The organism is Micromonospora fiedleri (assembly GCF_016774385.1).
GTDB lineage: Bacteria > Actinomycetota > Actinomycetes > Mycobacteriales > Micromonosporaceae > Micromonospora > Micromonospora gifhornensis.
Genome location: NZ_JAETXL010000001.1, coordinates 29,306 through 42,665, shown reverse-complemented (window position 1 = coordinate 42,665; position 13,360 = coordinate 29,306). Strand labels below are relative to the sequence as shown.

The window sequence follows — 13,360 nt, the reverse complement described above, 5'->3', positions numbered from 1 at the left end:
CCGCTAGACCTGGTGCACCGGCAGGTCCAGCACCTCGTCGACGTCCCGACGCGGGGTGGGCCAGCCGGGTTGGCCGTACCCGATGCGCATCACCATCTGAGGGGCGCCGAAGCGTCCCAGCGACACGCGCAACTGCTCCCGCGCCGAGGGCACCTCCACCGGTTGGGACAGCATCGACACCGACAGTCCGCAGTCGGTGGCGGTGAGCAGCACCCGCTGCAACGCCTGACCGGCGACGACCTGGTCGACGGCGGTGTTGCCGGTCGAGCCGAGCACCGCGACCAGCGGTTCGGGTTCGAAGTCGCGGCCGGGCGGGCGGTACCGGTCGCCGAAGCCCCGCGCCGGCAGCAGGTCCTGCGGCTCGGCCCGAGGGCCGCCGGCAGCGGTGGGTACGCCGTCGAGGGCGTGCTCACGGCGGATCCAGGCCTGCCGTTCCGCCCGGTAGGCCGGGTCGCGTTCCAGGACCCGGTTCGCGCCGTTGGCGATCTCGGCGAACGCGTTGACCGCGCTGACCCCGATCAGCAGCTCCAGCCAGCAGTGTTCGGCGCGCGCCGCGTCGCCGAGGCGCCAGCGGGCGTCGGCGGGTACGGGATCCGGCCAGAACGGGGCACGGTTGCTGAATCGGCGGGGAATGGCCGCATACAGGCTCTGTTCGGTCGGGGTGGGGCGGCGTGGCACGTCCGGCACCAGCCGGGCCACCACGTCCGGTTCCGACGGGTACGGTCGCAGCCGGACCGTCGCCGGGTGGCCGGCCACCGCGAGGGCCAGCCGCAGGTTGAACAGGGCCGCGCCGGCGGCGACCCGGGCACCCCAGCCGCTGGGGTCGGTGGCGGGTAGCCGGCGGGCCGGGTCGACGAGGATCTCGATGCCGCCGTCGCGCAGCCGGAACCGCCACGGCTGGACGTTGTGCAGGGACGGCGCGCGTACCGCATCGGTGGCCGCAACCCGCAACTGTTCGACGCTGTAGCCGATGTCCATGGTCGGACCCCCTCACACTCTCCCGTTACCCCTCCACGGTGCCTTCCCACCACCCCCCGACAGCAGGGCCACTGGTCCCAACCCCCCAGGACCCCCGCCACCCCCCTTCGCCCGTGTTGATCAAGAGTCTTTGGTCTGGATCCGGCGCGATGACGACGCAAACTTCTTGATCAACAGAGACGAGTGGGGCGAAGGTGGGGGTGGTTGGGACCTTTGGCCCGTGCGGGGGGTGGGGTGGAGGGGGTAGAAACGGGGGATGATCCGGGTGTTCTTGCTCGACGACCATGAGGTCGTCCGTCGTGGTCTCGCCGATCTGCTGCACGCCAGCGGCGACATAGAGGTGGTCGGTGAGTCCGGTTCCGCGCAGGAGGCGGCCCGGCGGATCCCCGCACTGCGTCCGGACGTGGCGATCCTCGATGCTCGGCTGCCCGACGGCAACGGCATCGACGTCTGCCGGGACATCCGGGCGGTGGACTCCTCGATCAAGGGATTGATCCTGACCTCGTACGAGGACGACGAGGCGCTGTTCGCCGCGATCATGGCCGGTGCCTCCGGCTACGTGCTCAAGCAGATCCGCGGCACCGACCTGGTCGACGCGGTGCGCCGGGTGGCGGCCGGTCAGTCGCTGCTCGACCCGGCGATCACCACCCGGGTGCTGGATCGCATCCGCAGCGGCGTGGAGCAGCCGCGCGAGTTGCAGTCCCTCACCGAGCAGGAACGGCGCATCCTGGAGTACGTGGCCGAAGGGCTGACCAACCGGGAGATCGCCGGCAAGATGTTCCTGGCCGAGAAGACCGTCAAGAACTACGTGTCAAGCGTGCTGGCCAAGCTGGGGCTGGAGCGGCGTACCCAGGCCGCCGTCCTCGCCACCCGGCTGCTCGGCAAGGGCCACTGACCAACGGCGGCCAGGCCCACCGGGGCCTGGCCGCGCCACGGTACGCCGAGACGACCGGCCCGCAGGGGAACGGCGTCGCTGGTCAGTCCCGCAGCGGGATCGACCAGTGCAGCTGGGTGCCGCGCGGCTCGGTCGGGTGCACCTCGAAGACCCCGCCGTGGCGTTCGGCGCGCTCGCGCAGGTTGATCAGCCCGCCCCGGGCGGCGGCCGGGTCGCACCCCACCCCGTTGTCGGTGACGACGACGCTGACCCGGGTGGCTTCGACGCTGACGGTCACCGACACCGCCGATGCCTCGGCGTGGCGTACGGCGTTGGAGAGGGCCTCGCGCAGCACGGCGGTGAGGTCGGGGCGGACCGGGTCGGGCACGGCGCTGTCGATCGGCCCGATCAGCTCCAGTCGGGGCCGGAAACCCAGCGACTCGGCGGCCACCTCGATCGCCTCCCGGATCTCGGTGCGCAACGCCGCGCTCACCGGGCTGCGCAGCTCGAAGATGGTGCGTCGGATGTCCTTGATGGTGGCGTCCAGGTCGTCGACCGCGGCGTTGATCCGCTTCGCCAACTCCGGACGACCGGCCAGCGGCACCGCGCTCTGCAGTTGCAGACCGGTGGCGAACAACCGCTGGATGACCACGTCGTGCAGGTCCCGGGCGATGCGTTCGCGGTCCTCCAGGACCACCAACTGCTCCCGTTCCTCCTGCCCCCGGGCCCGCTCCATGGCCAGCGCGGCCTGCCCGGCGAAGCTGCCCAGCAGCACCACGTCGTCGTCGGTGGCGCCGTCGTGGTCGACGCGGTGCGCGATCACCAGGGCACCGTGCAGCGTGTCGGCGGTGGCCAGCGGTGAGATCACCGCCGGCCCGGTGTGCAACACCGCCGGCCAGGGCGCGGCGTGCGCGAGGTCGTCCACCGAAGCGTGCCGGCCCTCGGCGACCGCAGCGGCGAAACTCGTGTCGTCGGCCGGCAGCACCGTGCCGACCAGCGCGCGGGCCTGCGTGCCGGAACCGTCGACGACCTCGACGGTGAAATGGTCGGCCATGTCGTCGTAGAGCAGCACCAGGGCCAACTCGGCCTCGGCGACCTCGCGGGCGCGGCGCGCCACCAGGGTCAGCGCGTCGGTGCGGCGTACCTCACCGAGCAGCAGCGAGGTGATCTCGGCGGTGGCGGCGAGCCAGCGTTCCCGCCGGCTGGCCAGCGCGTACAGCCGGGCGTTCTCGATCGCCACGCCGGCCGCCGCGGCGAGCGCCACGACGATCTCCTCGTCGTCGTCGGTGAACTGCGCGCCACCCTGCTTCTCCGCCAGGTAGAGGTTGCCGAAGACCTGGTCCCGGATCCGGATCGGCACCCCGAGGAAGGTGTGCATCGGCGGGTGGTTCGGCGGGAAGCCGTACGAGTGGGGGTGCTGGGTGATGTCCGGCATCCGCAGCGGCTTCGGATCGTCGATCAGCAGACCGAGCACGCCCCGCCCGTGCGGCAGGTCACCGATCTTGGCGTGCAGCTCCGGGGAGATGCCGTGCGTGATGAAGTCGTGCAGGGTCCGGTCGGTGCCGATCACACCGAGCGCGCCGTACCGGGCGCCGGCCAACTCGCAGGCCGACTGCACGATCCGTAGCAGGGTGCTGTGCAGATCCAGGTCGGTGCCGATGCCGACGACCGCGTCGAGCAGCGCGCGCAGCCGTTCCCGGCTGGTCACCACCTCGCCGACCCGGTCCAGCATCTCCTGGAGCAGCTCGTCGAGGTGGACCCGGGACAACGGACTGAGCCCGAGCGAGGGGGGCTCGTGGCGGGGGTTCGATGCGCCGTCAGTCACCCGGCGATGCTATCCGGCGCACCGGCGGGACAGAACGTCGCGCGACCGGTCAGTGGTCCACGGCCGTGGTGTCCACCACCTGTTCGCGCGGCAGCCGCGGAGTGTGCGGCGGACCGGCGTGTTCCGGGTCGGCGATCCCCAGCCGCAGGACGAGGTACGGGTGACCGAACCCGGCCAGCACCTGACGCAGGATCTGACGGGTGCCGCCGACCTCCACCACCCCGCTCAACGGGACCACGGACACACCCAGCCGGGTGGCGAACAGCCAGGCGGCGGAGAGTGCCTCCCCGCCGCGCAGCCAGGCGCGCGGGTCGTCCTCGTCGCCGTAGAGCACCCCGTACGAGGCCGCCCGGTCGTGCCCCGGACCGCCGGACAGGGTGCCGGGACGGCCGAAGTCGCGGCCCGGCACGGTGGTCTGCGCGGGCTGCTGAAGCAGCACCTCCGGCGGGAGCCCACTGCCACCGGCGCGGCTGGTCCAGTAGTCGAGCTCGGCACGCAGTTGGGAATCCTCCGACTCGACCTCGGCGGCGTGCGAGGCCGCGGCGGCCAGTTGCAGCACCTGGTCGCGGTCGAGGATCTCCAGGTGGGCGCCTTCCCCGGCGGCGGCCGACGCGATCGCGGTCAGGTTCTCCTCGCTGACCGGTTCCTCGCTGACCGGCCGTCGGTCGGTGTGCCGCACCTGCATGCACTGCACCATGCGCATCGCGTCCGGGTCCACGCCGGAGGCCTTCGGGTCGGTCAACCGGGCGAGCAGTTCCGGCTCGCCCGGATCGGGCATCCGGTGCACCGTCGCCGTCCAGCCTTCGGCGGCCAGCGCCAGGCGCGCGTGGTGCAGGGCGGCACCGCAGCTGAGCATGACCAACTGGCCCGTCGGGTCGGTGGCCGTCGGCTGGCGGTCGGAGACCAGCCGCAGCTCCAACGCTTCGGGAAGCACCCGCCAACGCCAGGGCTGGGTGTTGTGCACCGACGGCGCGTGACCGGCCATCGCGGCGGCCTCCGCGAGGGCGGTGGTCAACGGGCGGCGGGTAGCGGGCGTCTGGTGGCTCATCGTCACGACCTTTCCGTATGTCCCCATCGTGCCGTACCTCGGTACGGCTGTGGGGCGGGTCCCGTTCATCCTGGGGCAGACGTCGGCCGTCCGCACGGACCGCTGGGCCCGCCGGCGGGGGCACTCCGGCCCGGATCCGGGCGTACGTCGGCGTGCGCAACCGGCCGACCTCGCCCGGGCCGGGTGCCGGAAGTGGCGGACGTCGGGGCTCGCGGGTTGGGACGATCCGCTGGTGGGGGTGCAGTCGGGGGCCAGTGGGCCGGGGCAGGGCGGCAACGAGTGCCTGCCGGAGCGTCCGGCGCAGCACAGCCGGTCCGGCGGTCCGCTGCGCCAGCGGTGGGGGTTGTGGGCGCCGCTGACCGGGCTGACGGTGCTGGTGCTGGTCGGCGCGGCGTTGCGGTGGTCCGGGCGGCCCGGCGCGGCCGACCTGGTGTGGGCGGCGGTCACCCTGGTCGCGCTGGCGCCCGCCGCCGTCTCCGTGCTGCGTGATCTGTGGCGGCGCCGCTTCGGCGTGGACGTGATCGCGGTCCTGGCGCTGGTCGGTGCGCTCGTCGTCCGGGAGTACCTGGCCGGTGCGGTGATCGCGGTGATGCTGGCCACCGGTCGGACGCTGGAGGCGTACGCGCAGCGGCGGGCGACCCGGGACCTGCGGGCCCTGCTGGAGCGGGCACCGCGAACCGCGCGACGGCGCACCGCCGACGGCGGCATCGAGGTGGTGCCGGTGGACCAGGTGGCGGTGGGCGATCGGCTGCTGGTCGGCCCGGGTGACGTGGTCGCCGTCGACGGGGTCACCGAGGAACCGGCGACGCTTGACGAGTCGGTGGTCACCGGGGAGTCCCAGCTCGTCGAGAAGGCCGTCGGTGCGGCGGTGGCCAGCGGCGTGGTCAACGCCGGCGCCGGGTTCGGGCTGCGGGCCACCGAGAGCGCGGCCCGCAGCACGTACGCGGGAATCGTGCGGCTGGCCGAGGAGGCGACCGCCCGCAAGGCGCCGACGGTACGGCTGGCCGACCGGTACGCCGCCGCCTTCGTGCCGTTCACGCTGGTGCTGGCCGGGCTGGGCTGGCTGTTGTCCGGCGACGTCGTCCGCGCGGTGGCGGTGCTGGTGGTGGCGACCCCGTGTCCGCTGCTGCTGGCCACCCCGATCGCGATCGTCTCCGGGCTGTCGCGGGTGGCCCGCCGGGGCGTGCTGGTACGCGACGGCGGTTCGCTGGAGGTGCTGGGCCGGGTCCGTACCCTGCTGGTGGACAAGACCGGCACGCTCACCGCGGGCCGCCCGCGGGTCGCCGACACCGTCGTCGCGGCCGGCGGTGACCCCGACGAGGTGTTGCGGTTGGCCGCGTCGGTGGAGCAGTTGTCTCCGCACGTGCTGGCGGCGGCGCTGGTCGAGCACGCCCGCGACCGGGGGTTGCGGCTGACCATGCCGACCGAGGTGACCGAGGAGCCGGGCCGGGGGGTGCACGGCCGGGTCGACGGGCGGCGGATCCGGGTCGGGCAACTCGACGGTGACCCGCCGTCCTGGGCCCGGCCCCGGATCGAGGAACCGGGCCACTCGGTGGTCTGGGTGGCCGACGACACCGGGCCGATCGGCGCGATCCTGCTGGAGGATCCGGTACGCTCCGACGCCCGCCGAGCCGTCGACCGGCTGCGCGCGGCTGGCCTGAGCCGGATCGTGATGGTCACCGGCGACCGGCCGGACGCCGCCCGGCGGGTCGCCGAGGCGGTGGGTGTCGACGACGTGATTGCCCGGTGCACACCGCAGGAGAAGGTGGCGCGGGTACGGGCCGAGTCCGACCGGGCCGTCACGGTGATGGTCGGCGACGGGGTGAACGACGCCCCGGCGCTGGCCGAGGCGCACGTGGGGGTGGCGATGGGGGCCACCGGGGCGACCGCCTCCGCCGATGTGGCCGACGCGGTGCTCACCGTCGACCGGCTCGATCCGCTCGCCGACGCGGTCGAGATCGCCCGGTACGCCCGCCGGATCGCCGTGCAGAGCGCCACCGTCGGAATGGGGCTGGCGGTGTGCGCGATGGGGTTCGCGGCGGCCGGCCTGCTTCCACCGGTGGCCGGTGCCTTCCTCCAGGAGGGCATCGACGTGCTGGTTATCCTCAACGCGCTACGCGCCCTGTACGGCGGTCTACGCGCCACGCCGACCTGAGCGACCGACGGGGACCCGCCACGCCGACCTGAGCGAGACCGACGGTCGATACGCCACCGGTTCCCCGCCGGCCCGGACGACCGAGGGGGAACCGGTGGCGTGCCGCTCAGCGTTCCCGGACCACCGCCACCGGGCAGCGGGCGTGCTGGATGAGTTGCTGGCTGACCGAGCCGAGCAGCATGCCGCGTAGGCCGCCGCGTCCCCGGGTGCCGACCACGATCAGCTGCGCGTTGCGGCTGGCGTCGATCAGCAGCCCGGCGGGTGCGGCGGCGGCCGTCTCGACGCTCACCTCCACGTCGGGGAAGGACGCCTGCCAGCGGCGCAGCGGTTCGTCCAGCTCGGCGCGCTGCGCGGCGAGCGCCGCCTCGCGGGCCTGCTCGCCGGTCAGGTTCCACTGGTCCCGGCCGGGCTGCCAGGCCCGCAGCACGTGCAGCGGTACCCGGCGCAACGCCGCCTGCTCGATGGCGAAGCCGAGCGCCAGCAGGGACTGCTCCGAGCCGTCCACACCGACCGCGACGTGTCCGGCCCGGGCGGTGCTGGCCGTGTCGCGGCGGACGACCACCACCGGGCAGTGCGCGTGTGCGGTGACGCTGACGGCGGTGGAGCCGGCGAGCAGGCCGGTGAAGCCGCCGTGCCCCCGGCTGCCCAGCACCACCAGGCCGGCCTCGGTGGAGCACTCCTCCAGCACCAGGGCGGGCGGCCCGTCGAGCACCTCGCCGCTGACCGTCAGGTCGGGGTGCGCGGCGGCGGCGTCGGCTGCCGCTTTGCGTACCAACTCCTCGACCTGCTGCCGGGCCTGCTCGTCCGGCCACATCCCGGGCGTCATGCCGGGCCCGACCCAACCGGCCACGGTGAGCCATTCGAAGATGTACGCCAGCCGTACCGGCCGACCGTCCCGTCCGGCCTGCGCCAGTGCCCATTCCAGGGCCGCCGCCGCGTCCGGCGAGCCGTCGTAACCCACCAGAATCTGCTCGTCGCTCACGATGTCACCTCGCTACGGGTTGGTCTGGTCGGTTTCGCGGACCCAGCGCCACTCGGCGACCCGGGGGTCGTCCTCGCCGTACTGCCGGGTGTAGTCGCGGCAGGACTGCCGGGCGTCGGTCATCTCCTGGCGCAGGTGTGCGGCGCGGGCCGCCAACCCGGGCACCCGGTCGATCACGTCGATCACCAGGTGGAAGCGGTCCAGGTCGTTGAGCATCACCATGTCGAACGGAGTGGTGGTGGTGCCCTCCTCCTTGTACCCGCGCACGTGCAGGTTGTCGTGGTTGGTACGCCGGTAGGTGAGCCGGTGGATCAGCCACGGGTAGCCGTGGTACGCGAAGATGACCGGCTTGTCCCGGGTGAACAGCGTGTCGAACTCGTTGTCCGGCAGCCCGTGCGGGTGCTCGCTCGGCGGTTGCAGCCGCATCAGGTCCACCACGTTGATCACCCGCACCTTGAGCTCGGGCAGGTGCTGGCGCAGTAGGTCGGCCGCGGCCAGGGTCTCCAGCGTCGGTACGTCGCCGGCGCAGGCGAGCACCACGTCCGGCTCGCTGTCGCCGTCGGTGCTGGCCCAGTCCCAGATCCCCAGGCCGCGCCGGCAGTGCTGGACGGCCTCGGCCATGGTCAGCCAGTTCGGCGCGGACTGCTTACCGGCCACCACCACGTTGATGTAGTGCCGGCTACGCAGGCAGTGATCCATGGTGGAGAGCAGGGTGTTGGCGTCCGGCGGCAGGTAGACCCGGACCACCTCGGCCTTCTTGTTCATCACGTGGTCGATGAAGCCCGGGTCCTGGTGCGAGAAGCCGTTGTGGTCCTGCCGCCAGACGTGGCTGGAGAGCAGGTAGTTCAGCGAGGCGACCGGCAGCCGCCACGGGATGTCCCGGGTCACCTTCAACCACTTGGCGTGCTGGTTGACCATCGAGTCGACGATGTGGATGAACGCCTCGTAGCTGGTGAAGATGCCGTGCCGACCGGTGAGCAGGTAACCCTCCAGCCAGCCCTGGCACAGGTGCTCGGAGAGGACCTCCATCACCCGGCCGTCGGGGGAGAGGTGGTCGTCACCGGGGACCGTGCGGGCCATCCAGGCGCGGTCGGTGACCTCGAAGGCCGCCTGGAGCCGGTTGGAGGCGACCTCGTCCGGGCCGAACAGCCGGAACGTCTGCGGGTTGGCGACGATCACGTCGCGGATCCACTTGCCCAGCTCACCGGTGGCCCCGGCGACCGTCGCACCCGGTCGGGGCACCTCGACCGCGTAGTCGCGGAAGTCGGGCAGGGTCAGGTCGCGCAGCACCTGCCCGCCGTTGGTGACCGGGTTGGCGCTCATCCGCCGGTCACCGGTGGGCGGCAGCGCGGCCAGCTCGGCGACCGGTGCGCCGGTGGCGTCGAACAGCTCCTCCGGCCGGTAGCTGCGCAGCCAGCGCTCCAGCTCGGCCCGGTGCGCCGGGTTCGTGCGTACCTGCGACAGCGGAACCTGGTGGGCCCGGTACGTCCCCTCGACCTGCTTGCCGTCGACCTCACTCGGCCCGGTCCAGCCCTTCGGCGTACGCAGCACGATCATCGGCCAGCGCGGACGGGTGACGGTCGCCCCGGAGCGGGCCTGCCGCTGGATCTCCGCGATCTCGTCGAGCGCCCGGTCGAACGTGGCGGCCAGCAGCTCGTGCACGGCGGCGGGCTCGTCACCGGCCACCACGTACGGCTGGTAGCCGTAGCCGCGCATCATGTCGAGCAGGTCGGACTCGGGGATCCGGTCCAGCACGGTCGGGTTGGCGATCTTGTAGCCGTTGAGGTGCAGGATGGGCAGCACCGCGCCGTCGCGGGCCGGGTTGAGGAACGCGTTGGACAGCCAGCTGCCCGACAGTGGGCCGGTCTCGGCCTCGCCGTCACCGATGACGCAGGCGACAAGCAGATCCGGGTTGTCGAAGGCCGCACCGTAGGCGTGGCTCAGCGCGTACCCCAGCTCGCCGCCCTCGTGGATCGAACCCGGCACCTCCGCCGCCACGTGGCTGGGGATGCCGCCGGGGAAGGAGAACTGGCGGAACAGTCGGGCCATGCCGGCCTCGTCGCGGTCGATGCCGTGGTACCGCTCGCTCCAGGTGCCTTCCAGCCAGCTGTTCGCGACCAGGGCCGGACCACCGTGTCCGGGGCCGGTGATGTAGATCGCGGACAGGTCCCGGGCCACGATCACCCGGTTCAGGTGGGCGTAGATCAGGTTCAGGCCGGGGGAGGTGCCCCAGTGGCCGAGCAGCCGGGGCTTGACGTGTTCGGGGGCCAGTGGCTCGCGCAGCAGGGGATTGTCGAGCAGGTAGATCTGGCCGACGGTCAGGTAGTTCGCCGCCCGCCAGTACGCGTCCAGCCGGCGCAGCTCCTCATCGGTCAGGGTGCTCTTCGGATTCAGGGCGGTGTCCATACTGGGTGAGCCTCTCCCTGTTCGGCGGATTTCGCATCCGCAACACGTGGTTTCCTCCTTGAGTCTGGCGACATCGGCAGCCATGAATCAGGGCCATTGGTCCCGCCCGCCCGGGTGTCACGACCCGTCGGCATCCGGTCCGCCGGTCACCCCACGCACCACGATCACCGGTGACGGGGCGTGGTAGAGCACCGCCTGACTGACCGCGCCGAGCATGCCGCGCCACGGCTCGTCGCCGCGTGCGGCAACCACCGTCAGCTGCGCCGACCGGGACTGGTCGACAAGCACCGAGCCGGGATCACCGCGTACGACGTGGCATTCGACTGCCGTCTCGTCGGCGCTCACCCGGGCCACCAGGTCGCCGAGGCGCCCGGTGGCCGCCTCGATGGCGTCGTCGGTGTCGACCACCCATACGGCCATCAGCCGGGCCTGCAGTTCCTTGGCGGCGGCGACGGCCCAGGCCAGCGCGGTCTCCGCGGAGGCCGACCCGTCGACGCCCACGAGCACCGGCCCCTGCGGCGGTGGTTCCCGCCGGACGACCAGCACCGGGCAGTCGGCCCGGGCGGCCACCTGGACCGCGGGGCTGTCCGCCGGGATGCACCGGTCGCAGTGGGCCATCCCGCCGTCGCCGACGGCCACCAGGAAGGCCGACTCGGACTTGCGTACCAGGTTCGCCACCGCCGAACCCTCGACGATCTCGGTGGTGATCGGGACCTTCGGCTGACTGAGCCGGACCGCCTCGCTGGCCTCGGCGATCAGCCGCTCGGCGTCGGCCCGCGAACCGGAGACCGCCGGCGCCGCCATCGCCGCCCAGTTGAAGGCGTGCAGCAGGTGTACGCCGCAGCCGTGCCCGGCGGCCACCCGCGCGGCCACCCGGGCCACCGGCAGGGCGTCGTCCGGACCGATGCCGGCCAACACCGGCGCGTCGCTGGCGCGGTTGTGGGCCAACACCGGCGCGTCGTTGGCTGAGGCCATCCGACCTCACCCCCTGTCCCGCCTGACCTGCGTACGAGGCTAGTCGTGGCGGTGCTGCTCAGGGGCGCGATCGGAAGACTGGGTGTCAACATTGGTTGACGACCGAGCGTTGTCAATGTAAGTTGACAGCATGAGTCAGGCTACCGAACTCGCCGCCGCGGCCGGCAGCACCGATCCCCGGGTCGGCCTGCGCGCGGTCCGCGCACTGCGTCGGCTGCTCGAACGACTGGAGGTGGTCCAGGTGGACAACGCCCGACGGCAGGGCTGGTCCTGGCAGGAGATCGCCGACGCGCTCGAGGTCAGCCGGCAGGCGGTCCACAAGAAGCACGCCGGGCGTCCGGCGGTCGAATCCTCCTGGGAGGCGTGATGTTCGAACGGTTCACCGACCGGGCCCGCACCCTGGTGCGCCAGGCCCGTGACGAGGCCCGGGCCGAGGGGCAACGACCCGTCGGCACCGAGCACCTGCTGCTCGCCCTGCTCGCCGACGGCGACAGCCTCGCCGTCCGGGTGCTGCGCGACGCCGGCGTCACCGCCGACGACCTGCGCGCGCGCATCCGCCGACACACCGAGACCGGCAGCACCGGGCTGGCCGAGGCCGACGCCGCCGCGCTGCGCGAGATCGGCATCGACCTGGCCGCCATCGTGGCCCGGATCGAGGAGTCCTTCGGCCCCGACGCGCTGCGCGAAGCCGTACCGCCGCCACGACGCCGGTGGGGCCGCCGCCACCGGCCGGGCGGCCCGTTCTCGCACCGGGCGAAAAAGGTGCTGGAGTTGTCGTTGCGCGAGGCGATCCGGCTGCGTCACCGGCACATCGGCACCGAACACATCCTGCTCGGCCTGCTGCGCGAGGGCAGTGGGCTGGGTGCGCTGGTCCTCGCCGAGGCCGGCGTCGACCTGGCCGACACCCGTCGCCGGGTGGAGGCCGCCCTGCGTACCGCCGCCTGAGTTCCTCGGCGCGATCCAAACGTGTCGGCCGGGTGAACCTGCCCACTCGCCGCCAGGTCGCCGAAGCCCGCACCATGGCGCACACTGACGCCGTGGAAGCTGGACGGCAGACGCGGTCGCTGCGCAGCGCGGTGGTGGTCAACCCGGTCAAGGTGGACGACCTCGACGCGCTGCGCCACACCGTGGAGGACACCCTCGCCACCGCCGGCTGGCCGGCACCCCTGTGGTACGAGACCACCATCGACGACCCCGGCCGGGGTCAGACCGCGCAGGCCGTCGCCGCCGGTGTCGACGTCGTCTTCGCCTGCGGCGGAGACGGCACCGTACGGGCCTGTGTCAGCGCGCTGGTCGGCACCGAGGTGGCGCTCGCCGTGCTGCCGCAGGGCACCGGCAACCTGCTCGCCGCCAACCTGGGACTCTCCACCGACCTGGCCGCCGGGCTGGCGGTCGCCGTGGAACGCGGTCGGCGGCTGCTCGACGTCGGCGAGGTGGACGGGCAGCACTTCGCGGTGATGGCGGGCATGGGCTTCGACGCGCAGATGCTCGCCGCCACCAGCGAGACCACCAAACGACGGATCGGCTGGCCGGCGTACGTGGTGGGAGCGGCGCGACACCTGCGGGACCGGCCGATGCGGGTGTCGATCCGGCTGGACGACCAGCCGCCGCTGACCCGTCGGGCCCGTTCGGTGCTGGTCGCCAACGTCGGCCGGCTCCAGGGTGGGGTCACCCTGCTCACCGAGGCCACGCCCGACGACGGCTACTTCGACATCGCCGTGCTCAGCCCGCGTACGCTGCGGCACTGGCTCGCCCTCGGCTGGGGGGTGCTGCGCCGCCGCGACCGGGTGCCCCGGATGGAGGAGTTCCGGGCCCGGCGGGTCGAGATCACCAGCAACCGGGCTCAACCCCGCGAACTCGACGGTGACCTGATCGAGCCGGGGACCACCCTGCAGGCGCAGATCCACCGCCGCGCGTTGTGGCTCTGCGTACCCCGGCCCGAGCAGGCCCCCGACCTCACCGACGACGCCGAAGCCGCTGCCGAACGGGGTGAACGGCTCGTCGAGAGAAGTCACACCGGTGAGCGCGAGGAGTGAGCTTGCGAGCCCCGCAGTCGCGAACGAAAGGCGGCTGCGGTGAGCGCGAGGAGTGAGCTTGCGAGCCCCGCAGTCGCGAAC

General features: G+C 72.9%; 11 protein-coding genes. 5 read left to right on the top strand and 6 right to left on the bottom strand.

The genetic code is table 11. From position 1 onward, the window contains the following. Positions 1–3: 3 nt before the first annotated feature. Positions 4–978: an Acg family FMN-binding oxidoreductase gene (locus JMF97_RS00200; protein ID WP_203219692.1), complete on the bottom strand. Its 975-nt coding sequence runs from the start codon at positions 976–978 to the stop codon at positions 4–6. A 256-nt stretch (positions 979–1,234) separates the two neighbouring features. Between JMF97_RS00200 and JMF97_RS00195 the strand changes: the two genes are divergently transcribed. Next, the gene (locus JMF97_RS00195; protein WP_013732401.1) at positions 1,235–1,873 is read left to right on the top strand and encodes a response regulator; all 639 of its coding nucleotides are present in this window, start codon (positions 1,235–1,237) and stop codon (positions 1,871–1,873) included. An 82-nt stretch (positions 1,874–1,955) separates the two neighbouring features. On the opposite strand, the gene JMF97_RS00190 is transcribed toward JMF97_RS00195, so the two are convergent. Both JMF97_RS00190 and JMF97_RS00185 read right to left on the bottom strand, forming a co-directional pair. After that, complete coding sequence (locus JMF97_RS00190; protein ID WP_238358538.1) at positions 1,956–3,584, bottom strand: sensor histidine kinase; 1,629 nt, start codon at positions 3,582–3,584, stop codon at positions 1,956–1,958. 142 nt (positions 3,585–3,726) lie between these two features. Further along, on the bottom strand, positions 3,727–4,725 hold the full coding sequence (locus JMF97_RS00185) for an Acg family FMN-binding oxidoreductase (RefSeq protein WP_203219690.1): 999 nt from the start codon (positions 4,723–4,725) through the stop codon (positions 3,727–3,729). A 232-nt stretch (positions 4,726–4,957) separates the two neighbouring features. On the opposite strand from JMF97_RS00185, the gene JMF97_RS00180 reads away from it, so the two are divergent. After that, positions 4,958–6,880, top strand: coding sequence for a heavy metal translocating P-type ATPase (locus JMF97_RS00180; protein WP_203219689.1), 1,923 nt, complete (start codon positions 4,958–4,960; stop codon positions 6,878–6,880). A 106-nt stretch (positions 6,881–6,986) separates the two neighbouring features. Here the strand turns inward: JMF97_RS00180 and JMF97_RS00175 are convergent, their stop codons facing one another. The 3 genes from JMF97_RS00175 to JMF97_RS00165 form a co-directional block, all read right to left on the bottom strand. Then, complete coding sequence (locus tag JMF97_RS00175; protein WP_203219688.1) at positions 6,987–7,862, bottom strand: universal stress protein; 876 nt, start codon at positions 7,860–7,862, stop codon at positions 6,987–6,989. 12 nt (positions 7,863–7,874) lie between these two features. Next, positions 7,875–10,268, bottom strand: coding sequence for a phosphoketolase family protein (locus tag JMF97_RS00170; RefSeq protein WP_203219687.1), 2,394 nt, complete (start codon positions 10,266–10,268; stop codon positions 7,875–7,877). 117 nt (positions 10,269–10,385) lie between these two features. Next, positions 10,386–11,243 carry a universal stress protein gene (locus tag JMF97_RS00165; protein ID WP_203219686.1) on the bottom strand — a complete coding sequence of 286 codons (858 nt, stop codon included), beginning with the start codon at positions 11,241–11,243 and terminating at the stop codon, positions 10,386–10,388. A 130-nt stretch (positions 11,244–11,373) separates the two neighbouring features. On the opposite strand from JMF97_RS00165, the gene JMF97_RS00160 reads away from it, so the two are divergent. From JMF97_RS00160 to JMF97_RS00150, 3 genes are all read left to right on the top strand, one after another. Beyond that, positions 11,374–11,610, top strand: coding sequence for an HTH domain-containing protein (locus tag JMF97_RS00160; RefSeq protein ID WP_013732409.1), 237 nt, complete (start codon positions 11,374–11,376; stop codon positions 11,608–11,610). Then, complete coding sequence (locus tag JMF97_RS31675) at positions 11,610–12,188, top strand: Clp protease N-terminal domain-containing protein (RefSeq protein ID WP_203219685.1); 579 nt, start codon at positions 11,610–11,612, stop codon at positions 12,186–12,188. Before JMF97_RS00160 ends, JMF97_RS31675 begins: the two co-directional genes overlap by 1 nt. Before the next feature lie 74 nt (positions 12,189–12,262). Continuing rightward, positions 12,263–13,279: a diacylglycerol/lipid kinase family protein gene (locus JMF97_RS00150; protein ID WP_203220262.1), complete on the top strand. Its 1,017-nt coding sequence runs from the start codon at positions 12,263–12,265 to the stop codon at positions 13,277–13,279. The last annotated feature ends 81 nt before the right edge of the window (positions 13,280–13,360 follow it).